The sequence below is a fragment of the Deinococcus aetherius genome, assembly GCF_025997855.1.
GTDB classification, from domain to species: domain Bacteria; phylum Deinococcota; class Deinococci; order Deinococcales; family Deinococcaceae; genus Deinococcus; species Deinococcus aetherius.
In genome coordinates, this window is sequence record NZ_AP026560.1 from 2,636,338 (window position 1) to 2,656,452 (window position 20,115).

At 66.6% G+C, this 20,115-nt stretch carries 22 protein-coding genes; 15 read left to right on the forward strand and 7 right to left on the reverse strand.

The window, feature by feature from the left end; genetic code table 11:
• Positions 1-205 precede the first annotated feature (205 nt).
• Both groES and groL read left to right on the forward strand, forming a co-directional pair.
• Positions 206-493, forward strand: coding sequence for a co-chaperone GroES (gene groES / locus DAETH_RS13410; protein WP_264775378.1), 288 nt, complete (start codon positions 206-208; stop codon positions 491-493).
• Positions 494-614: 121 nt separating this feature from the next.
• Positions 615-2,261 carry a chaperonin GroEL gene (gene groL / locus DAETH_RS13415; protein WP_264775379.1) on the forward strand — a complete coding sequence of 549 codons (1,647 nt, stop codon included), beginning with the start codon at positions 615-617 and terminating at the stop codon, positions 2,259-2,261.
• A gap of 515 nt (positions 2,262-2,776) precedes the next feature.
• Here groL and DAETH_RS13420 read toward each other — a convergent pair.
• Complete coding sequence (locus DAETH_RS13420; RefSeq protein ID WP_264775380.1) at positions 2,777-3,604, reverse strand: DUF72 domain-containing protein; 828 nt, start codon at positions 3,602-3,604, stop codon at positions 2,777-2,779.
• 185 nt (positions 3,605-3,789) lie between these two features.
• A complete protein-coding gene (locus DAETH_RS13425; RefSeq protein WP_264775381.1) occupies positions 3,790-4,206 on the reverse strand; it encodes a response regulator in 417 nt (138 codons plus the stop codon).
• A 154-nt stretch (positions 4,207-4,360) separates the two neighbouring features.
• Between DAETH_RS13425 and hisF the strand changes: the two genes are divergently transcribed.
• From hisF to DAETH_RS13470, 9 genes are all read left to right on the forward strand, one after another.
• Entirely contained in the window at positions 4,361-5,152 is a 792-nt protein-coding gene (gene hisF / locus DAETH_RS13430) for an imidazole glycerol phosphate synthase subunit HisF (protein ID WP_264775382.1), read from the forward strand.
• A complete protein-coding gene (hisIE, locus tag DAETH_RS13435; RefSeq protein WP_264775383.1) occupies positions 5,149-5,811 on the forward strand; it encodes a bifunctional phosphoribosyl-AMP cyclohydrolase/phosphoribosyl-ATP diphosphatase HisIE in 663 nt (220 codons plus the stop codon). Before hisF ends, hisIE begins: the two co-directional genes overlap by 4 nt.
• Before the next feature lie 13 nt (positions 5,812-5,824).
• A complete protein-coding gene (locus tag DAETH_RS13440) occupies positions 5,825-6,391 on the forward strand; it encodes a 5-formyltetrahydrofolate cyclo-ligase (RefSeq protein ID WP_264775384.1) in 567 nt (188 codons plus the stop codon).
• A 91-nt stretch (positions 6,392-6,482) separates the two neighbouring features.
• Positions 6,483-7,280, forward strand: coding sequence for an ABC transporter ATP-binding protein (locus DAETH_RS13445; RefSeq protein WP_264775385.1), 798 nt, complete (start codon positions 6,483-6,485; stop codon positions 7,278-7,280).
• Positions 7,277-8,017, forward strand: a complete 741-nt coding sequence (locus DAETH_RS13450; protein WP_264775386.1) for an ABC transporter ATP-binding protein — start codon at positions 7,277-7,279, stop codon at positions 8,015-8,017. The genes DAETH_RS13445 and DAETH_RS13450 overlap by 4 nt, the downstream gene beginning before the upstream one ends.
• A 30-nt stretch (positions 8,018-8,047) precedes the next feature.
• Positions 8,048-9,265 (forward strand): ABC transporter substrate-binding protein, encoded by a 1,218-nt coding sequence (locus DAETH_RS13455; protein ID WP_264775387.1) that lies wholly within the window; start codon positions 8,048-8,050, stop codon positions 9,263-9,265.
• Positions 9,266-9,344: 79 nt separating this feature from the next.
• Positions 9,345-10,235: a branched-chain amino acid ABC transporter permease gene (locus DAETH_RS13460; RefSeq protein ID WP_264775388.1), complete on the forward strand. Its 891-nt coding sequence runs from the start codon at positions 9,345-9,347 to the stop codon at positions 10,233-10,235.
• Positions 10,232-11,188 (forward strand): branched-chain amino acid ABC transporter permease, encoded by a 957-nt coding sequence (locus DAETH_RS13465; protein ID WP_264775389.1) that lies wholly within the window; start codon positions 10,232-10,234, stop codon positions 11,186-11,188. The genes DAETH_RS13460 and DAETH_RS13465 overlap by 4 nt, the downstream gene beginning before the upstream one ends.
• 166 nt (positions 11,189-11,354) lie before the next feature.
• Positions 11,355-11,885 (forward strand): SMI1/KNR4 family protein, encoded by a 531-nt coding sequence (locus tag DAETH_RS13470; RefSeq protein WP_264775390.1) that lies wholly within the window; start codon positions 11,355-11,357, stop codon positions 11,883-11,885.
• Between the two features lie 30 nt (positions 11,886-11,915).
• Here the strand turns inward: DAETH_RS13470 and nrdR are convergent, their stop codons facing one another.
• From nrdR to dnaB, 5 genes are all read right to left on the reverse strand, one after another.
• Entirely contained in the window at positions 11,916-12,368 is a 453-nt protein-coding gene (gene nrdR / locus DAETH_RS13475) for a transcriptional regulator NrdR (protein WP_264775391.1), read from the reverse strand.
• Positions 12,365-13,075 (reverse strand): SDR family oxidoreductase, encoded by a 711-nt coding sequence (locus tag DAETH_RS13480; RefSeq protein ID WP_264775392.1) that lies wholly within the window; start codon positions 13,073-13,075, stop codon positions 12,365-12,367. The genes nrdR and DAETH_RS13480 overlap by 4 nt, the downstream gene beginning before the upstream one ends.
• Positions 13,076-13,124: 49 nt before the next feature.
• Positions 13,125-13,331 (reverse strand): hypothetical protein, encoded by a 207-nt coding sequence (locus DAETH_RS13485; protein WP_264775393.1) that lies wholly within the window; start codon positions 13,329-13,331, stop codon positions 13,125-13,127.
• 120 nt (positions 13,332-13,451) lie between these two features.
• On the reverse strand, positions 13,452-14,129 hold the full coding sequence (locus DAETH_RS13490) for an NUDIX hydrolase (RefSeq protein ID WP_264775394.1): 678 nt from the start codon (positions 14,127-14,129) through the stop codon (positions 13,452-13,454).
• A complete protein-coding gene (gene dnaB, locus DAETH_RS13495; protein WP_319993717.1) occupies positions 14,129-16,858 on the reverse strand; it encodes a replicative DNA helicase in 2,730 nt (909 codons plus the stop codon). Before dnaB ends, DAETH_RS13490 begins: the two co-directional genes overlap by 1 nt.
• 193 nt (positions 16,859-17,051) lie before the next feature.
• Between dnaB and DAETH_RS24540 the strand changes: the two genes are divergently transcribed.
• The 4 genes from DAETH_RS24540 to DAETH_RS13520 all read left to right on the forward strand — a co-directional run bounded on the left by DAETH_RS24540 (position 17,052) and on the right by DAETH_RS13520 (position 20,101).
• Entirely contained in the window at positions 17,052-17,417 is a 366-nt protein-coding gene (locus DAETH_RS24540; RefSeq protein WP_319993718.1) for a prepilin-type N-terminal cleavage/methylation domain-containing protein, read from the forward strand.
• Between the two features lie 67 nt (positions 17,418-17,484).
• Positions 17,485-17,874 carry a prepilin-type N-terminal cleavage/methylation domain-containing protein gene (locus DAETH_RS13510; RefSeq protein WP_264775396.1) on the forward strand — a complete coding sequence of 130 codons (390 nt, stop codon included), beginning with the start codon at positions 17,485-17,487 and terminating at the stop codon, positions 17,872-17,874.
• A gap of 11 nt (positions 17,875-17,885) precedes the next feature.
• The gene (locus DAETH_RS13515) at positions 17,886-19,397 is read left to right on the forward strand and encodes an O-antigen ligase family protein (protein WP_264775397.1); all 1,512 of its coding nucleotides are present in this window, start codon (positions 17,886-17,888) and stop codon (positions 19,395-19,397) included.
• Positions 19,398-19,540: 143 nt separating this feature from the next.
• Positions 19,541-20,101, forward strand: coding sequence for a DUF1802 family protein (locus DAETH_RS13520; protein WP_264775398.1), 561 nt, complete (start codon positions 19,541-19,543; stop codon positions 20,099-20,101).
• The last annotated feature ends 14 nt before the right edge of the window (positions 20,102-20,115 follow it).

A 20,115-nucleotide genomic window follows, 5' to 3' on the forward strand; every position in this document is an offset into this window, starting at 1 on the left:
TATATGTCGCTGCTATGATATACTGAACACCGAGGGAAAAGCGGCGTGTCAGACGGGCTTGAGCGTCCCGGACTCAAATTCTCGGACTGCGGTAGTTGACATTTCCGGCCTGTTGCACCTAACATTGCGTCTGGAACGGCAAAAACCCGCCGGAAGCACGGCGGGGCCGCCACATCCCACACCCCATTTCACAGGAGGTACACCCATGTTGAAACCATTGGGCGACCGCGTTCTCGTTGAGATCATCGAAGAAGCCGAGCAGAAGACCGCCGGGGGCCTCTACGTCCCCGACACCGCCAAGGAGAAGAGCCAGCGCGGGAAGGTCGTGGCCGTGGGCAACGGTAAGATGCTCGACAGCGGAACGCGCGTCGCGCTGGACGTGAAGGAAGGCGACACGGTGTATTTCGCCAAGTACGGCGGCACCGAAGTCAGCCTGGACGGCAAGAACTACTCGCTCCTCAACGAGCGGGACATCCTCGCCATCGTGGAGTGAGGCGGTCAGCCATCAGCTTTGGGCCCTCAGCGGCAAAAGCTGAAGCAACTGCCCAAGCCCCGTCCTTCTTTTCCTGACTGCTGAAAGCTGACAGCTGACAGCCCCTCCGAAGGAGAACCTCATGCCCAAGCAACTCGTCTTTGATGAAAACGCCCGCCGCAGCCTGGAACGCGGCGTCAATGCCGTCGCCAACGCCGTCAAGGTCACCCTGGGGCCGCGTGGCCGCAACGTCGTGATCGAGAAGAAGTTCGGCAGCCCCACGATCACCAAGGACGGCGTGACCGTCGCCAAGGAAGTGGAGCTGGAGGACAAGCTCGAGAACATCGGCGCCCAGCTTCTCAAGGAAGTCGCCTCCAAGACCAACGACATCACGGGTGACGGCACCACCACCGCCACCGTCCTCGGCCAGGCCGTCGTGAAGGAAGGTCTGCGCAACGTGGCCGCCGGGGCGAACCCGCTGGCCCTCAAGCGCGGCATCGACAAGGCCGTCGCGGTCGCCGTCGAGGAGATCAAGCAGCTCGCCGTGCCCGTCGAGGACAGCGACGCCATCCGCAAGGTCGCGGGCATCAGCGCGAACGATGACGCCGTGGGCCAGGAAATCGCCAACGCGATGGACAAGGTCGGCAAGGAAGGCGTCATCACCATCGAGGAGTCCCGGGGCTTCGACACGGAAGTGGATGTCGTCGAGGGGATGCAGTTCGACAAGGGCTACATCAGCCCCTACTTCATCACCTCGCCCGACACGATGGAGGCCATCTTGGAAGACGCCTTCATCCTGATCAACGAGAAGAAGGTTGGGGCCCTCAAGGACCTCCTCCCGGTGCTGGAAAAGGTCGCGCAGACAGGCCGTCCCCTCCTGATCATCGCCGAGGACGTGGAGGGCGAGGCGCTCGCCACGCTGGTCGTGAACAAGCTGCGCGGCACGCTGAACATCGCCGCCGTGAAGGCCCCCGGCTTCGGTGACCGCCGCAAGGAGATGCTGCGCGACATCGCCGCTGTGACGGGCGGGCAGGTGGTCTCGGAAGACCTCGGGCACCGGCTGGAGAACGTCGGCATGGACATGCTGGGCCGCGCCGCGCGCATCCGCATCACCAAGGACGAGACCACGATCATCGACGGCCGGGGCAACCAGGCCGAGATCGACGCCCGCGTGAACGCGATCAAGGCCGAACTCGACACCACCGACTCCGACTACGCCCGCGAGAAGCTCCAGGAGCGCCTCGCCAAGCTGGCGGGCGGCGTGGCCGTGATCCGCGTGGGCGCGGCGACCGAGACCGAACTCAAGGAGAAGAAGCACCGCTACGAGGACGCACTGTCCACCGCCCGCTCGGCGGTCGAGGAAGGCATCGTCGCGGGCGGCGGCACCACGCTGCTGCGCGTGATCCCCGCCGTGCGCAAGGCCGCCGAGGGCCTGGAGGGTGACGAGGCCACGGGTGCTCGCATCCTGATCCGTGCCCTGGAAGAGCCCGCCCGCCAGATCGCCGCGAACGCGGGCGAGGAAGGCAGCGTCATCGTCAACGCCGTGATCAACTCCGACAAGCCCCGCTTCGGCTTCAACGCCGCGACGAGCCAGTACGTGGACGACATGGTGCAGGCCGGCATCGTGGACCCCGCCAAGGTGACCCGCACGGCGCTCCAGAACGCCGCGAGCATCGGCGCCCTGATCCTCACCACCGAGGCCATCGTCTCCGACAAGCCCGAGAAGGCTTCGCCCGCCCCCGCTGGTGGCGGCATGGGCGGCGGCGACATGGGCGGAATGGACTTCTAAAGCTCAAGCACCACAGGGAAGGCCGGGGCGTGATGCTCCGGCCTTCTCTCATATTCTTAATCGGTTTGAGGGCAAGGAGGCAGGCGGGGTGAATGCACAACCGCTTGAAGTCCTGCCCACGTGTCAGATGCGGTCAGTCGGGAGGAGTGAACGATTGTAGGAGATTCCTCGGCGTGTCCTCGGCCTCAGGTTTGAACGAGAAACCGTGCTTCCCGTCCAAACTATCAATGTGCAGACGTCCACACTCCGGGCATTGGTAGAGGTGACGAAAGGATTGTCCGACGAGAAGGCTCATCTCTCGCTGCAACTTGTTTCGGAAGGGCACGACCTGGACCGTCGCGGTTGCTCCGCGCCCGTCGTCTACGCTGACCAGTCTATCCAAGAGGTCCCGGAGGTGGTCCAAGAAGCCGAAGAAGTTCTCATCGGGCATCAGATGCGCCTTGAAGGGTAAGGCGTCGTCTTGGTCCTTGATCTCTGCGCCGCACTCGCACAGGAACCTCACGCGGCCACACCCCTCACATCAATCGCCCGTCGTCCGCCGGGTCGGGCGTCTTCACCGGAATGCCGCGCGCGTTCAATGCCTCCCGCAGCATGGGGATGTTCTTCAGCGCGTGGCCCTTCGTCGTGTTCTGGAAAAAGATGTACAGCTCGCTGAGGTCATCGGCGACGAGGGCGATCTTCTCCGCCCACTCGTCCATCTCGGCGCGGTTATAGAGGTAGTCGTGCCTCTCGGCGGCACTTGAGCCCTCCCACCAACTGCCCTTGTTGCGCCCGTGCAGCCGCAGGTAACCCACGTCGGTCGTGACGTGGACCTGCGGCTCGGGCATCCCGCCGACCACCGGGTAGTCGGGGCTGACCCAGATCAGGCCGTATTCGGCCATCGCCTCGCGCACCTCGGGCTTGTCCCAACTGGCGTGGCGGAGTTCGACGGCGAGTTCGTGCCCGGCAAACCGCTCGGCGAGGCCCAGGAGGTACTTGCGGTTGTCCGCCGTCCGGTGGAAGGAGTACGGGAACTGGGCGAGGTAGGGGCCGAGAAGTCCGGCGTCGGCGAGAGGGCCGGGGCTCTGGAGCATCCGGTCGAAGTCGGCGTCGGTGGGGGCGCGGTCGTGGGTGAAGACCTTATTCACCTTGACCGTGAAGCGGGTGCGCCCGGCGCTCTTGCGGGCCATGCCCTCGAAGGCCTTGAGGCCGGGAATCGCGTAGAAGGAGGAGTTGAGTTCCACGGCGTCGAAGTGCCGGGCGTACGTCTCCAGGTAGGTGTCTTTCTTGACGCCCTCGTAGATCAGGCCGGGAGCCGCCCATTCCTCGTTGCTGTAACCGCCGCAGCCGATCCATACGCGCATGGGGTCAGCCTAGAACATTTGGCCGGGGGAGGCGCCAGCAAGTCGCCAGGGGCCAGTCGCCAGAAGAAGTGGACGACACTGACGCCCTCACGGCGACTCCCGGAGGAACGGCAAAAAACAGCCGCTCCTGCCGCTCTTTTCGTTTTCCCGGCGACCGGAAGCTGGCGACTGGCGACTCCCGAACCTCAGCCGAAGCGGGGGTGGCGGTTGAGCCGCGCCCAGAAGTTGGTGATCGTCTGCACCGCCTGCTGAAACTGCCCGAAGTCGAGGGGCTTGACCACGTACGCGCTCGCGCCGTGGTCGTAGCTCGCCTGGATGTCGCGGTCCTCGCCGCTGGTGGTGAGCATGACGACGGGAATGTCGCGGGTCGCCGTCTCGCTGCGGATGGCGTCGAGCACGGCGAGCCCGTCCATATGCGGCATCTTCAGGTCGAGCAGGATCAGGTCGGGCAGGTTTTCCGGGGCGCGCAGGGCAGCGAGCGCCTCGGGACCGCTGCCCGCGACAAAAACCTCGTGCTCTTCGCCGCCCTCCTGAAAGGCGTTCAAGGCAAGCTCCACGTCATGTGGGTTGTCGTCTACGAGCAGAATACGTCGGCGTTCCACGGGTCCTCTCCCCCTTGCGACCCAGCTTAACGGGTCCGAACATGAAGATTGTATCAAGCTGACCGGCAAGGCAGGACGCCTGTAGAGGCACTCGTCTACACGCCACCACGCAGGGCAGAAATTGGTTCCCGGCACCGCGCGTAAACTGACCTCTATGCTCACGAAGCGCATCATCCCCTGCCTGGACGTGCAGAACGGGCGGGTGGTCAAGAATGTCCGGTTCTTCGAGAACCACCGTGACGCCGGGGACCCCCTCGCGCTCGCCCGGGCCTACGAGGCGCAGCAGGCCGACGAACTGGTCTTCTACGACATCACGGCGACGCACGAGGGCCGTCATCTCATGCTCGACGTGGCCGCCCGCGTCGCCGAGCAGGTCATGATGCCGCTGACGGTGGGGGGTGGGGTGAACGCCGTGTCCGACTTCCGTCAGCTCCTCCTCGCCGGGGCCGACAAGATCAGCGTGAACAGCGGGGCGGTGCGGCGCCCGGAGGTGATCCGCGAGGCCAGCGATCACTTCGGCGCCCAGTGCGTCGTGCTCAGCATCGACGCCAAACGGCGCCCGAACGGGGAGGGCTGGACCGTCCACGTCGGCGGCGGGCGGGTGGACAGTGGCCTCGACCTCATCGAGTGGGCGGAGCGGGGGCAGACGCTCGGCGCGGGCGAAATCTGCCTGAACGTGATGGACGCCGACGGCACCCGGGCGGGCTTCGACCTTACGGCCACCCGCGCGGTCGCCTCGGCGGTGGACCTCCCCGTGATCGCCTCGGGGGGGGCGGGGCGGCTGGAGGACTTCCGGGACGTGCTCCTTGGCGGCGAGTCCGGCGGCCACGCGGACGCGGCCCTAGCGGCGAGCGTCTTCCACTTCGGGGAGCTAACGGTGCCCGAGGTGAAGAACTATCTCAAGGGCGAGGGGCTGCCCGTGCGCCCCGACTGGAGGGACCTGTGACGGCCCCGGGGCTCGACGACCTGCGCTTTGGCGCGGACGGCCTGATCCCGGTCGTGACCCAGGACGCGCGGACGGGCGCCGTGCTGATGCAGGCTTACGCCGACCGGGCGGCGGTCGAGCGGACGTTGCAAACGCGCGAGGCCACCTACTACAGCCGTTCGCGCGGCGAGCAGTGGGTCAAGGGGCTCAGCAGCGGGCACACCCAGCGGGTCGTCTCGGTCGCCCTCGACTGCGACGGGGACAGTGTGCTCTACCGGGTCGAACAGACGGGTCCCGCCTGCCACACCGGGGAGTATTCCTGCTTCCACCGGCCCCTGCTGGGAGAGGAAACGACTCAGACCGGGCTGGGCGACACGCTGGAACGGGTCTACGCGACGATCACCGAACGCCTCGCCACCCTGCCCGAGAACAGCTACGTCGCGCGGCTGCACGCCGGGGGCCTCGACCGGGTCCTCAAAAAGGTCGCCGAGGAGGCGGGCGAGGTCCTGCTCGCGTCGAAGAACGGGGACCGTGCCGAACTCGCCACCGAGGTCGCCGACCTGCTGTTCCACACCCTCTTCACGATGGCGGAGGTGGGCGTCAGCCCCGCCGACGTGGCCACCGTGTTGCAGGGGCGGGAGGGGCGCAGCGGGCTGAAGGGGCCGAAGGAGGTCGGGTAGGCGAGGACGTCGGATGCTTGCTCGTCCGGCGCCAGGCGCGCCTAAGGCTCAGTGGCGGACCTGGGCGCGTGAGCTGCGCTCGGGTCTGCCGAATGACTCACCACAGGTCACGGCCCACCTCGCCGCCTTCCTGCACGGACGGGGAGTGCGGCGGGTTCTCGCCTACCGCGCCCTCCCCGGGGAGCCGGACGTGGGCGCCCTCGCACGGGAGTTCGAGCTGCTGACCACCCGCGCCCGCTTCCGGCCCGGGCCGCATCTGACGCTCCACCGCTGGGAGACGGCGACCGAGCCGAGCCGCTTCGGGGTGCTCCAGCCCCCGGCGAACGCGCCGCGCGTGCCCCTCGCCACGGTGGAGGCGGTGCTGCTTCCTGCCCTCGCCTTCGACCGCTCGGGTGTGCGGCTGGGGTACGGGGGCGGCTTCTACGACCGCCTGCTCCCCGACTTCACGGGGCTGACCGTCGGCGTGGTCCCGGGGGCCCTCGTCGTGCCCGCCCTGCCCGCCGAGGCCCACGACCTGCGGGTGGAGTTCCTGGCGACGGAGGGAGGCGTGCGGGCGGTGGTTCGTCCAGGCAGGATGTAACCGCACCGTGACGCGCGCACGCTAGACTCCTCCCCGTACCGCAAATTCAGGAAGGGGGGAAGATGCCCGAACACGCATTCGGTCCCAGACCATGACGGCCCCGCAGGCTGTTCAGAACGTGCAGACAGGCCCACCGGGCACCATCGCCCTCCAGGCCCGGGGGCTGGTGAAGGACTTCCGGGGCTTCCGGGCCACGAACGCCGTGAGCCTCGACATCCGCGAGGGCGAAATTCACGCCATCATCGGGCCGAACGGGGCGGGCAAGACGACCCTCTTCAACCTGCTCTCGGGCTTCCTGCGGCCCACCAGCGGCGAGGTCACCCTCTTCGGAGAGCGCATCGACACCTTGCCCCCCCACGCGATTGTGCGGCGGGGGCTCTCCCGTTCTTTCCAGATCAGCAGCGTCTTTCCCAGCCTGACGGTGCGGGAGAACGTGATCGTGGCCTTGCAGTCGCCGACCAGCCTACCCCGGCAATTCTGGACGCCCCTCTCGCGGCTGGAGGCCCTCGGCCCGCGCGCCGACCAGATTCTCGCGGACGTGGGGCTCGACGCCGCCCACGCCCGCCTCGCCGCCGACCTCGGCCACGGGGAGAAGCGGCAGCTCGAAATCGGCATCTCGCTGACCCAGGACCCGCGCGTCCTCCTCCTCGACGAGCCGACGAGCGGCATGGGGTCGGAGGGGGTGAGTAGGGTGATCGCCCTCGTGCGGCAGGTGGCGCGCGGGCGCACGGTCGTCCTCGTCGAGCACAACATGAGCGTGGTTGCGCAGCTCGCCGACCGCATCACCGTCTTGCAGTACGGACAGGTGCTCGCCAGCGGGAGCTACGACGAGGTGAGGCGCGACCCCCGCGTCATCGAGGCGTATCTGGGAGAAGAGGCGCACGGGTGACGGCCTCCGCCCCCCGGCCCTCTCCCGCCCCGGCGGGCACGGCGCCGCTGCTCGAAGTCCGCGACCTGAACGCTTTTTACGGCCAGAGTCACGTCCTGCACGGGGTGAACCTCCACGTCATGCCCGGCGAGGTCGTCAGCCTGATCGGGCGCAACGGCGCGGGCAAGACGACCACCCTCAAGTCGATCATGGGCGTTTTGCGGAGCCGCACGGGCCGCGTCACCTTCGGGGGCCAGGACCTCACCCGGCTGCCGAGCAACCGCATCGCCGCGCGTGGCCTCGCCTGGGTGCCCGAGGAACGCGCGATCCTGAGCAGCCTCACCGTCCGCGAGAACCTGGAACTCCCCCCCGCGCGGCCCGGCGGCTGGAGTGCGGAGCGCGCGTATCAGGCCTTTCCCGTCCTGCGCGAGCGCGGTCATCACCCCGGCAGCAAGCTCTCGGGCGGCGAACAGCAGATGCTCGCCATCGTGCGGGTGCTGCGCAGCGGCCCGAAACTCCTCCTCCTCGACGAGCCGAGCGAGGGTCTGGCCCCCGTCATCGTCCAGCGCATCGGCGACATGCTCTCGGAACTGCGCCGCGAGGGTCTGGCCGTCATCCTCGTCGAGCAGAACCTCCGCTTCGCCACCCGCCTCGCCGACCGCCATTACGTCCTCGTGGACGGCCACGTCGTCGATGAGGTCCGCCGCGATGAGGTGGAGGCCCGCCGTTCCGACCTCCTGCGTTACCTCAGCGTCTAACCCCCTCTCCCCTTTTCCCCGGAGGAACCCATGCACAAGAAGACCCTGACCGTTCTGCTCTCCGCCGCCCTTACCGCCGCCCCCGCCCTCGCCCAGAGCGTGAAGCTCAGCGACAACGCGGTGAAGGTGGGCGTCCTGACCGACCTCTCGGGTGTGTACTCCGAACTCTCCGGGCAGGGCAGCGTGAAGGCCGCTCAGATGGCCGCCGCCGACTTCATGGCCGCCAACCCCGCCTTTCGGGGCAAGGTGCAGGTCGTGGGCGTGGACCACCAGAACAAGGCCGACGTGGCGAGCAACAAGGCCGCCGAGATGATCGACCGTCAGAACGTGGACATGCTCGTGGACATGCCGACCTCCAGCGCCGCCCTGGCCGCGAGCGAGGTCGCCAAGAACAAGAAGGTCGTGGCGATGGTGGTGACGGGGGCGACCACCGCCCTGACGAACGAGAAGTGCAACAAGTACACCTTCCACTACGCCTACGACAACTACATGCTCGCCAACGGCACGGGCACGGCGGTCACCCAGCGCGGCGGCAAGAACTGGTTCATCATCTACCCCAACTACGCCTTCGGGCAGGACCTCAACCGCCAGATGACGGCGGCGATCCAGGAGAACGGCGGCAGGCTCGTGGCCCCCAGCGACGCGACGCCCTTCCCGAACACCGACTTCTCCTCGTACCTGCTCAAGGCGCAGAGCCTGAAGCCCAAGATCTTCGGCACCATGCAGGCGGGCGCCGACCTCGTGAACGTGGTCAAGCAGTACAACGAGTTCGGACTCAAGAACCAGGGGATCGGGCTGGGGATCGGCCTGCTCTTCGAGACGGACGTGGCAGCCCTCGGCCAGGACGCCTTCGCGGGGGCTATCGCCACCGTGCCGTGGTTCTGGAACCTCGACGCTCGCAGCCGCGTCTGGGCCGCCAAGTTCGAGAAGGCCTTCGGCAAGAAACCCACCTGGGCGCAGGCCGGGGTGTACTCCGCCACCATGACCTACCTCCAGGCCGTCGCCCGCGCGAAAACCGACGAGAGCGACGCCGTGGTCAAGGCGCTGGAGGGCTACTCCTTCAACGACTTCTTCGCCCGCAACGCCACCATCCGCCCGCAGGACCACCGGGTGCTCCTCGACGTGCACACCGTGCAGGTCAAGCCGAAGGCCCAGGCGAAGGAGAACGGCGACATCTTCACCCGCCTGTCCACCATCCCGGCAGCCAAGGCGTTCATGCCCCTGGCCGAGAGCAAGTGCAAGATGTGAAAAGAGGGATGAGGGGCCGGGGCGCCGGGGAGGGGAGCCTGACCCCGGCGGCTCCGGCGCCGACCCCTGGACGTGACCCATGAACACACAACTCCTGCTGATTCAGGTGTTCAACGGCCTGGTGAACGGCGCCTTCTACGCGCTGCTCAGCCTTGGCCTCGCCGTCATCTTCGGGATGCTGCGCATCGTGAACTTCATGCACGGGGCGCTCTACATGCTCGGCGCCTTCACCGCGTTCGCGCTGGGGCAGGCCTTCGGGCTGGGCTTCTGGCCGTCTCTGATCCTCGCACCGCTCATCGTGGGGCTGATCGGCGTGGTGCTGGAGCGGTCGTTGCTCTCGCGGCTGTACGGGCTGGAGCCGAGTTACAACCTGCTCCTGACCTTCGGGCTGACGCTGCTCACCCAGGACCTCGTGAAGCAGGTCATGCTCTCGCAGTACGCGGTGTCGAGCGCGCCCTACACGCCGCCCGCCGCGCTCTCGGGGGTCGTCAACCTCGGCTTCGTCGTCTTTCCCAAATACCGCCTCTTCGTGATCGGCCTCGCGCTCGTGGTCTGCCTCATCACCTGGCTCGTGATCGAGAAGACCCGGGTGGGCGCGATCATCCGCGCGAGCACGGAGAACCCGAACGTGACCCGGGCCTTCGGCATCGACGTGGGCAAGTGGGTGACGGGCGTGTTCGGCGTCGGTGTGGGGCTGGCGGGTCTCGCCGGGGTCCTCGCCGCCCCGATCTACTCGGTGGAGCCGTACATGGGCGCCGAACTCATCATCACGACCTTCGCGGTGGTGGTGATCGGCGGGATGGGGAGCATCCTGGGGAGCGTGGTGACCGGCTTCGCGGTGGGCGTCCTCGCCGCCGTGGGCGCGGCCCTCTACCCTCCCATCGCCAACACGCTCGTCTTCATCCTGATGGCGATTGTGCTCCTCGTGCGTCCCAGCGGGCTCTTCGGGCTGCCGGAAGGGGCGCGATGACGGTCCTCCCCCGCACCGCCGCCCGGACGGCCCGGGAGCGCAATGTCCGCGCGGCGTGGCTGATCGGGCTGGGAATCGTCCTCTTGATCCTGCCCCGGCTGATCTACCCGGTGCTCGCGCTCGACATCCTGGCCTGGGGTCTCTTTGCCGTCGCCTTCGACCTGCTGTTCGGCTTCTCCGGCCTGCTGAGTTTCGGGCACGCGGCCTTCTGGGGCACGAGCGCGTACGTGACGGCCTTTCTCCTCGGGCACGGGCAGAGCGTTCCCGTCGCCATGCTGGGCGGGACGGGCGCCGCGCTTCTGATCGCCGTGCCGGTCGCCTTCCTCAGCGTGCGCTCGGTCGGCATCTACTTCTCCATGATCACGCTCGCCTTCGCGCAGATGCTCTCCTTCCTGGCGCTGCAATGGACCGACGTGACGGGCGGCGAGAACGGCCTTCAGGGTTTCGCGCGCCCGGGCTTCCTGGGGCTGGACTTCAGCGATTCGGTCACGCGTTACTACTTCGCGCTGGCAGTGTTTGCCGTCGGCTTTTACATCGCCTACCGCACGATCCGCAGCCCCTTCGGGCAGGCCCTCCAAGCGGTGCGCGACAACGAGCAGAGGGCCCAGAGCATCGGGTACAACCCCAACCGCTTCAAGTTCACGGCTTTCCTGATCAGCGCGACGCTCGCCGGGCTGGCGGGGAGCCTGTACACCTTCGGGCACGGGGTCGTGAGCCTGGAGGTCGTGAACTGGCGCACCTCGGGCGAGGTCGTCATGATGACCCTCCTCGGCGGCACGACCACCCTCTTCGGCCCGGTGATCGGCGCGGGCCTGGTGCTGCTCCTGCGCGACGTGCTGACGACGGCGAACCTTCCGGTGGGGATCGTGACGGGCCTCGTTTTCGTGCTCGTGGTGCTGTTCTTCCGCCGGGGGGTGGTGGGAACGGTGCAGGGCTGGCTTAGGCGTCGGTAACACAGCTCCCTCTTAGCCTTCTCATCCCCGCTCTTGCGCGGGGATTTTTTGAGCCTTCTGGTTTTACACTTGGGGTGTGTCCTCGTTCAACAGGCTGCTTGACATCGCTGGCCCTCCCCTCTGTACCGCTCCGCCTACCATGCCCATTGCTGCAAATGGAGTAGGTATGCTGCTTGACGAGCTTCAACACCTCCTCGCTCTTCGCAACGGCTTCTACGCCTTGGAAGGGGCTGTTCATCTTCTTCCCGCTGCACCTAGCGGCCTAACACTCAGCTTTTGGAATGCTTCGGAAACCTGGCGCTTCGCCTATGAGGAGCTAACCGACGGTTACTTCTTTTTCGCACAGGACGTCTTCGGCAACCCCTTCGCATTGCATCAGACGGGGGTTGTTCTGTTCGATGCCGAAACAGGTGCTACAGAGTTAGTCGCCCCCACTGTTGCTGGATGGGCTGAGGCTGTCATTAGCAACGATTACTGGAGTGGCTGGTCGCTGGCCCAAGCTTGGCAAAGTCAATACGGCTCTCTACTGCAAGATCACCGACTGGTGCCTACGCAACCCTTCGTGCTGGGTGGAGCTTTCGACATGGGCAATCTGAAAGCGGTGCCCGCAGTGGAAGGAATGCGTTTCCGAGGGCATCTGGCGACTCAACTCCGGGACTTACCCAATGGCGCAAAAATCCAATTGACGATAACCTGATGGCAGCGGCATCAGGAGCCCGTCCGCCCTCTAACCCTCTCCCCCGTCCTTGAGCCCGCGAATCTCCTCGATAAATCTTTCCAGGCTGTCGAAGTCCCGGTACACGCTGGCGAAGCGGATGTAGGCCACGTCGTCGAGGGGGCGCAGGAAGCTCATCGCGCGCTTGCCGATCTCGCCGCTCGAAATCTCGGGAACCTGCACCTCGTCCTCGAAGCCGTAGGCGAAGGCGCGGAGCAGTTCGGCGGGCACCGGGCGCTTCTCGGTGGCGAGGGTCAGGCCGCGCAGGAGCTTGTCGGGGTTGAAGGCTTCCCGCTGGCCGCCGCGCTTGACGACCATCAGGGGTTCGAGTTGGGCACGCTCATAGGTGGTGAATCGCCGGGCGCAGCGCAGGCACTCGCGGCGACGGCGAATGCTCGCCCCGTCGTCGCTGGGGCGCGAGTTCACGACCTTGGAGTCGGGCGCCGAGCAATACGGGCACCTCACAGCAGCAGGGCGGGATCGGGAGCACGCACCCGGGGCGCGGGCGGCAGGGGCACCTCCAGGACGGTGCCGCGCAGGTGGAGCAGGGCCGGGGTGGCGAGGGCGAGGACAGCGTCCGCCAGCGGTCGGTCGAGGGCCTCCTCCCCGGTGCTCGCCCGCCCCGGCAGCACGAGGTTGATCCGCAACTCCTCATCCTGGGCGTGTTCCACCAGTCCCCGGATCGCGCCCCGCTGGGGATGGACCTGTAATCCCCGCTCGTCGAGGTGCGGGCCGACGATGGTAAGCCAGGTGCCACCCAGGCGACGACGGACGATCTGCGCTATCCCGACGCTGCTCTTCACGTTGCAGTTGAAGAGCTCCATCCACTCGGCCTCGCTGAGCATCGTGAAGTTGGTGTGCGCCCGCTTGTCGGCGAGGTGAACGATGCCGTGCAGCGCCCCGAAGATCTCCAGGATGCGGGTCTGCGCGCTCAGCCAGTCGAGGGGCACGCCCACGTCCGCCTTGATGGGCACGGCGGTCCCGCCTGCGAGTTCCAGGGTACTCGCGGCGGCGGCCAGCGTCTCGCTGTTGCCCCCGACGAGCACCACGCTCGCGCCAGCCCGCGCCAGCGCCGCGCTGATCGTCCGGCCGTACCCCTGGTCCGCGCTCGTCACGGCGATCACCTGCCCGTCCAGGGCGGGCGCGGCACGGAAAGAGGAGGCGGAGGTCATGCCCCTCAGCATAGCGCCCCCAACCCCTCCGGCAAGGAGGCGAAGGGAATCAGCCCGCGTGCGGCAGGGGACGCAGGGCGCCCAGCGGCAGCTCGCCCGCCCGATGGCCCTTGCCGCACGGCTCGCACCAGTACGCCTGGTCCCCGTCGCGGGTGTCGTAAAGCGAAAGGGGTTGACCGCACAACGGGCAGACATGAATGTACCCGCGTCCGCTGGTGGGATGATGGTCCTCTTTGATACGTAACGGACGTTTCATATTCTGATTGTAGCAGAAAAACAAGAGTGGGAAACGCCCCGACCTCGTCCAGGCCGTCGCTTTCCCACACCTCGTTGTTCCCGGAGGGGTGGCAAGGGCAGCCCGCCCCTCGGCCCCGTCCTACAGGTCGGGCTCGTCGTTCGCGTCGTCGGCGATCTCGGGCACGGCGGGGCCTACCCCGACCCGGCGCCGTTTGCGGAGCATGGCGGGCTCCTTGTCGAGGTTGAAGACGAAGTGCCGGGGCCGCCGCTCGCGCAGCCACGTTTCCAGCGCGACGAGGCGGGGCCGGAAACGGATAAATTCGCGCAGTTGCCGGATGGGCACGAACCGGGCCTCCTGCACGTCTCGGTCGGGGTCGCGGGGCTGAAGCGTGCCGCCGACCTCCCGGCCCGTGTAGAAAAACTGGAGGTGGTGACCCCACGTCTGCGCCTGGAACTCGACGATGAAGGCGAGGTCGCGCAGCTCCACGACGAGCCCCGTCTCCTCGTAGGTCTCGCGCCGCGCCCCCTCCTGCACGAGTTCGCCCGTCTCCAGGCCGCCCTTGGGCAGCGACCAGCGCCCCCGCTCGCGCACGAGCAGGATTTCGTCCCCGCGCAGCACGATGCACCCCACCCCGATGCGCGGCTCGGCGAGGGACCGTTTCTGCCCGCGCTTCTGCGGAGCGGCGGGAACAGGCACCGTCGTGACGGAGGGAATCTGCCCGGGCGCGGGCGACACCCCGGGGCGCGTGTTCCGCCTGCGCCTGCGCCGCCGCTGCCCTCCCGCCCCGCCCGTGGCCGCCTTCAGGTCGTCCGTCATCAGACGCCCTCCGGCGCGAGGTCGTTGAAGCGCACATGGGCCGAGTGGAACTGCAACTTCACCGTGCCGACGGGACCGTTGCGCTGCTTGCCGATAATAATTTCGGCGATGCCCTGCTGATCAGTGTCCTTGTTGTAATATTCGTCGCGGTATATAAACATAACGATATCTGCGTCCTGTTCAATCGCGCCCGATTCCCTCAAATCGGAGAGCATCGGTCTGTGATTCGGCCTTTGCTCTACCGCACGGCTCAATTGACTCAAAACCATGATCGGCACCTCCAGCTCACGCGCCAGTCCTTTCAAACCACGCGAGATAGTGCTGATCTCCTGCTGTCTGTTGTCACTTCCACCGCTGTTCTTGCCGCCTGACATGAGTTGCAGGTAGTCGATGACGACGAGCCCGAGCTGCCCATGCTGCGCGGCGATACGGCGGAGCTTGCTGCGGAGGCCGTTGAGCGTTAGGTCCGGCTCGTCGTCGATGACCATCGGGGCCTCGGCGAGGCGGCCCGCCGCGTGCGCGAGCCGCTCGAAGTCTCGCTCGTTGAGCTGCCCGCTGCGGATGCGGTTCATGTCCACGCGCGCTTCACTGCACAACATCCGCAGGGCGAGTTGCACGCTCGGCATCTCCAGGCTGAAGACCGCGACCGTCTTCTCGCCGCGCAGGGCGACGTTCTGGGCGATGGAGAGGGCGAAGGCCGTGTTGTGCAGGCAGATGTCGGCGGCGATGAAGTTGGCGTCTCCCGGCACGGTCAGGTCGTACACCTGCCGCTCGCCCACGTCCTCAATGGAGACGATGTCGTCCCAGTACAGCTCGTCGCTGCCCAGCAGGACGAGGTGGGGGTCACCCAGGACGGCGGCGTAACGGGCGACACGGGTCTGGGGAAGGCCGCCTCCCGTATGGGCGTTAAAGCCACCCCCGGTCCTCTCCCCGGCGGCGCGGGCGAGCGCCGAAAGACTCATACCCTGTGCCCCTGCCGCCCGCCGCACATGCGCCCACGCCCCGGCGGGGGGATGGCCGACGTTGCTGCGCGTGCCGGGGCTGATCGGGAGAGCCCGCGCCGCCTTCTCCCCCAGCCACCCGATCTTCGTCTGGTAGTCCGCCACGCTGCGCGGCTCGGTGATCTCCACCCGCCACGCGCGTTCACCCTTGCGCCACAGCTTACTCACGATGCCGAAGCGCACGAGCGCGTGATGCACGTCCCGTGCCAGCGCCTCACTCGCCACCGTGAACTCGATCCGTGCCTTCCCGGCGAGGGCGTACACCGTACCGTCGCAACTCATCAGAACGCGCAGGAAGGAGGCGAGCCCGTCCCGCGTGAGCGTCCAGACCCCGCCCGGGAAGCTCTTCGCCTCCGCGTGCTTCCCCCACATCCCGAGTTCGCGCAGCCAGTCGGTCAGGGGATTGAGACAGTCCTTGCGTTCCCCCACCTGCCACTTCCGGCTGAGCCGATAGTCGATGCCCGTGCGCGCGTCCGCGTGCATCTCCACCTTGGGGAACTCGGCGGCGAGGCAGGCACGGAAGTCCTCGACTAGGGTGGGGTCGGCATTCGTCCACCTTGGACTGCTTTGCGTCAGCCCCCCTTCCGCCAGCAGGTAGGCGAGGAGGCGCACGCGCTCGGCACTCAGCACGTCCCGTTCCCCGAACACAGGCACGGCGCGCGGCGCCGCGATGCGGTCCCCCACCCGCAGGTCGTACAGCGGGGTCCAGCCGTCCACGCCCAGGAAGGGGTGATGGGGCGTCGTCTCCACCACCCGGCCCGTGCGGGTCGTCACCCGGCGCACCGCCTTCACGCCGCTGTCGATCCAGGCCCCCACCCGCGACTCGCGCACGGTCCCGTCCGGGGTCACGCTGAGCACCGTGGGCAGCTCCCGCCGCACGAAGTCCTCGACCGTGATCCTCTCCCCGGTCCCCGGCACGTCGATGAGGGTGTCCGCCGTCACGCACTTGCCCATCGAGGGCCGCGCCGCCAGCACGTTCAGGCTCCCCTTCTGGAGGCCGCTGATCTGCTCGTCGAGGTCCCGAAAGCCGCTGCTCACCCCGTCGGGGATGCCCTTGTTGGCGTGCAGCAGGGTGATGTACTCGAAGGTGTCGTGGACGACCTCGCTCATCTCCTGGAAGCCCTCGGCCTTCTTCTGCTCGGCGACCTCGAAGATCAGTTTCTCGGCACGGTCGAGGAGGTCCTCCAAGGGAAGCTGAGCCTCGTAGGCGAGTTGCATCGCCTTGCCCGACGCGCTGATGAGCTGCCGCAGCGTATGTTTTTCCTGCACGATCCGCGCGTAGTGCTCAGCGTAGGCGGCGGTGGGCACCTGATCCGCCAGCCCGATCAGGTAGGTGAGCCCGCCCACCTCGTCGAGCTGCCCCCGCACCCGCAGGTCCTCGCTGAGGGTCACCAGATCGACCGGCTCGCCCCGCTCCTGCAACGTGCGCATCGCCGCGAAGATCTTGCGGTGACCCTCCCGGTAGAACATCTCAGGGCCGACCGTGTCGCCCAGTTGCGCAAGCGTATCGTTATCGAGCAGGATGCTCCCCAGCACGCTGATCTCGGCGTCGTTGCTGTGCGGGGGAACGCGCGGCGTGAGTTCCAAAGGGAAACCTCTTTCAGGCACGTCACGCCGGGCGCCTCGCCCAGGGTGGACGACGCGCGGCACGTGCCGGGAATGAATTTGCTGGGGTCGGGGCTCGACCCATTCGCCCGGTCTGGACCCGGCTGAACTGCCGCGCATCATACCACCCCGGCCCCGGCTGTACCGCCTCCCCCTCGGGACCCCCGCCCTTAGACACCCGGCAGTAAGAGGGCTGTTAGGGCTCCTTTCCTAACCTCTTCTCAGCAAGGACGGGAGACACCCGCACCTGCCCCGGCCATAGCCAGCCGACTGTAGACATCCCTCCCTTATCCGGTCGGCACCAGAGGAGAAGAAAATGAAGAACCAGAAGCGTACGCAGGGCTTTACTCTCATCGAGCTGCTCATCGTGATCGCCATCATCGGCATCCTGGCGGCGGTGCTCATCCCGAACCTGCTCAGCGCCCGCAACCGCGCCAACGACAGCGCCGTGCAGAGCTTCGTTCGCAACACCGTGACCGCCGTCGAGGCCAACCGTAACTCCGTGACCCAGGCTCTGCCGACCGAGACGAACTGCGCCACCCTCCAGAACGTCACGGCCCCCGCTGGCCTGACGAGCTGCGCTATTACCTACAACACCGCCGCCGACAGCTACACCATTGCTGCCGTCAGCAAGACGGGCAAGACCTTCAGCTACGACGGCAAGCAGATCACCGGCAGCTAAACCCTACGGTGGTTCACCGACCCTCACCGACTGTGGTGGGGGTTTCTTCATATCGGGTGTCAACATCATGAACCTGGGACGATCACAACGAATAGCTCGCGGTTTCACCCTGGTAGAGCTCCTCATCACGATAGCCATTCTTGGTGTGCTCGCGAGCGTCCTCATCCCCAACTTAATGTCTGCCCGCCGCCATTCTAATAACGGCGCGGCAATCGCCTATCTACGGCATTGCATTACTTCCATAGAATCTGCGCGTGATGCAGTCAACCAGAAACTTCCTAATGTAACGAGTTGCGAAGATTCACTGTTAGGCGAGGCCCGCCTCTCACGTCCTAGCTCTGTAATCAGCACCGTAATTGAGATCAACCCGGGCAATGACGACTACACAGTTACAGTCAACAGCGTGACCGAGAAGACCTTTTATCACAACGGAAGAACGGTCGTTACCGGGGACTAAGGTTGACGAGGATGACTCAGACGCAAGCCCACAGGCCAGAAGGTTTCACCAACACGGCACCCGGATTGCTCCTGCTGGCGCTCTGGGTGCTTCCTCTCCTGATCAACCCCGTCGTCGCCCTGTCCTTCGACGAGGTTTACCTAGCCCCCAAAGTCCTGTGGATCTACGCCGCCCTGCTGCCCTCCGCCCTGCTTGTCCTCTGGCGTTACCGGGAAGCGCTTCGTAATACTCGGGGTCTGCTCATCCTCCTGGCCGCCTGGATTGGCTGGCTCATTCTGTCCACACTCCTGAATCGCGCAGGCTGGCCCGGCTGGTGGGGCACCTCCGACCGGGCGGACGGCATGCTGATGCACCTGATCTACGCTGTGCTGCTGCTGGCAGGTTTTGCCTGGATGCGCTCGAACTCCGAGGCACCTCTCCTCTTGGGGCGGACAATCCTCCTCGGAGGGGCCCTGCTTGCCGTCACCAGCATCCTGCAACAGGTCGGACTGATGGGCGTGCCGGGAGAAGGGGCGATGGCGGGCGTGAGCGCCACACCCTACGGCGGCACCCTCGGTAACCGGGGCTACATGGGAGGGGCACTGGCCCTGCTGCTGCCCGTGGCTCTTGCCACCCTGGCGGCACAGCCTCGTCGCGGGTGGCATTGGCTGGCGGTGGTGTTGATGACCTGGGGTTGGGCGGGGTCGTTGACCCGAGGAGCCTGGATTGCAGGGGCCCTGGGGCTCCTCTGGTTGCTCGTGTGGGCCCGCCCCCGGCCTACTTTTCGGACGTGGGCGGCCGTCTTGTTTGGGGTTGCGTTGAGCGTCGTGACAGTTTCCGTTCGGGGTGAGGGGCGGGCTTTTAACCTGTCGAGCGACTCGAACGGAACCGGTCAGGCGATAGCGGACAGCAGTGGACGGCGCGTGCTGTGGCAGTCTGCCCTCTTTGGGATCTCCAAGCGCCCTCTCTTCGGTTGGGGCACTCCTGCCCTGTGGCAGGCCATGAACGAACGCCCGGTGAACGAGTTGCTGGAAGACACCGGTCAAGAAAGCCCCGCAAAGGCTGAACACCCGAACCCCGCTTCCATGCAAGCTCACCACTTCGTGGTGACGCACCTGAACGTTGAGCGCGAGCAGACCCGGAATAAACCCCTGGCGAGCGAGCGCCAGACGGGCCTCCGGCAGGATGAGCCCGCCAACGTCAAACGCCTGAACGCCGCACCTACGGAAGCTCCCCGCTTCTTAGTCATCCACCCGGGCGGCAAACGCGAGCTGGTGGTCCTTCCCATCAACAAGGTCCACAACGAGTACCTGGACTACGCCTTGACCTACGGTCTTCCTGCCGCCCTTCTGTTCACGGCCCTGGTGGCTACAGCCCTGTGGTCGAGCCGAACGTTTCTGCCCGGTATCTCCGCCGGTCTCCTCGCCTACGCTGCTTACCTGCTTACGTGGCCCGAGATCATCCGCTTCGCTCCTCTCGCCTGGTTCATGATGGGCATTGCTCTCGCCACCCAGCACAAGCGGCGGCGTGACTCTCGGACGTAACCCCCTATGTTCGCCCATGTGATCGCCACGACTCAAACCACATCTATTGCTGCTTCTCACGCCCCCACACAACCTCCTTGAGAAGTCGCCGGTTCCTCTCGGACCTCTCCGAGGCGGGGCACTCTCCGCGCTACCCTCTCCCCATGACCACCTTCGCCCTCAAGGAATGGGATACCCAGTGTCAGGCGCTCACCTCCGGCCGCTCGGCCCTCCTGATCCGCAAGGGCGGCATCATGGAAACCCACGAGGGATTCGAGGTCGAACACCGCGCCTTCCTCCTCTACCCTACCTTCCTGCACCAGAACCCGGCCGAGTTGCGCCCCGAGTTCACGGGCCTGCTGCGGGATGACCCGGAGCTGGGAAAGATCGTGCCCCCCGCCCTCGCCGAGGTGGTGGCCGTCTACAGGGTCGAGTCGCTGGAGCAGGCGCTTGCCCTGGAGCCGGAGCAGGCGCTCACGGCGGGGGCCATCGAGCGGCGCTTCCATTACCGAAATCGCCCGTGGGTTCACGCGCTGCTGCTGCGGGTGCGCCCGCTCACCGCGCCACTGCGGCTCCCCGAGACGCCCGAGATGCTGGGCTGCGTGAGTTGGGTGCCGCTGGGAAACGTGACCTTCGAGGCGGGCCCCCCCGTGCTGGGCGAGACGGAGTTGGAGGAGAGGCGGGCGGCGTTGGAGGACCGGCTCGCCGTGGGCGCCCGGGGTTGAGCTTCTCCCCTCCT

Bases quoted from the DNA above. Each gene is read 5' to 3' on its own strand.
- DAETH_RS13480 (WP_264775392.1), bottom strand. From the start codon at position 13,075: ATGACCTCCGCCTCCTCTTTCCGTGCCGCGCCCGCCCTGGACGGGCAG.
- DAETH_RS13460 (WP_264775388.1), top strand. From the start codon at position 9,345: ATGAACACACAACTCCTGCTGATTCAGGTGTTCAACGGCCTGGTGAAC.
- DAETH_RS13465 (WP_264775389.1), top strand. From the start codon at position 10,232: ATGACGGTCCTCCCCCGCACCGCCGCCCGGACGGCCCGGGAGCGCAAT.
- DAETH_RS13515 (WP_264775397.1), top strand. From the start codon at position 17,886: ATGACTCAGACGCAAGCCCACAGGCCAGAAGGTTTCACCAACACGGCA.
- DAETH_RS13490 (WP_264775394.1), bottom strand. From the start codon at position 14,129: ATGACGGACGACCTGAAGGCGGCCACGGGCGGGGCGGGAGGGCAGCGG.
- hisF (WP_264775382.1), top strand. From the start codon at position 4,361: ATGCTCACGAAGCGCATCATCCCCTGCCTGGACGTGCAGAACGGGCGG.
- DAETH_RS13420 (WP_264775380.1), bottom strand. From the start codon at position 3,604: ATGCGCGTATGGATCGGCTGCGGCGGTTACAGCAACGAGGAATGGGCG.
- DAETH_RS13520 (WP_264775398.1), top strand. From the start codon at position 19,541: ATGACCACCTTCGCCCTCAAGGAATGGGATACCCAGTGTCAGGCGCTC.
- DAETH_RS13455 (WP_264775387.1), top strand. From the start codon at position 8,048: ATGCACAAGAAGACCCTGACCGTTCTGCTCTCCGCCGCCCTTACCGCC.
- DAETH_RS13440 (WP_264775384.1), top strand. From the start codon at position 5,825: ATGCTTGCTCGTCCGGCGCCAGGCGCGCCTAAGGCTCAGTGGCGGACC.
- dnaB (WP_319993717.1), bottom strand. From the start codon at position 16,858: ATGATGCGCGGCAGTTCAGCCGGGTCCAGACCGGGCGAATGGGTCGAG.
- DAETH_RS13510 (WP_264775396.1), top strand. From the start codon at position 17,485: ATGAACCTGGGACGATCACAACGAATAGCTCGCGGTTTCACCCTGGTA.
- groES (WP_264775378.1), top strand. From the start codon at position 206: ATGTTGAAACCATTGGGCGACCGCGTTCTCGTTGAGATCATCGAAGAA.
- DAETH_RS13445 (WP_264775385.1), top strand. From the start codon at position 6,483: ATGACGGCCCCGCAGGCTGTTCAGAACGTGCAGACAGGCCCACCGGGC.
- DAETH_RS13470 (WP_264775390.1), top strand. From the start codon at position 11,355: ATGCTGCTTGACGAGCTTCAACACCTCCTCGCTCTTCGCAACGGCTTC.
- groL (WP_264775379.1), top strand. From the start codon at position 615: ATGCCCAAGCAACTCGTCTTTGATGAAAACGCCCGCCGCAGCCTGGAA.
- DAETH_RS24540 (WP_319993718.1), top strand. From the start codon at position 17,052: ATGAAGAACCAGAAGCGTACGCAGGGCTTTACTCTCATCGAGCTGCTC.
- DAETH_RS13485 (WP_264775393.1), bottom strand. From the start codon at position 13,331: ATGAAACGTCCGTTACGTATCAAAGAGGACCATCATCCCACCAGCGGA.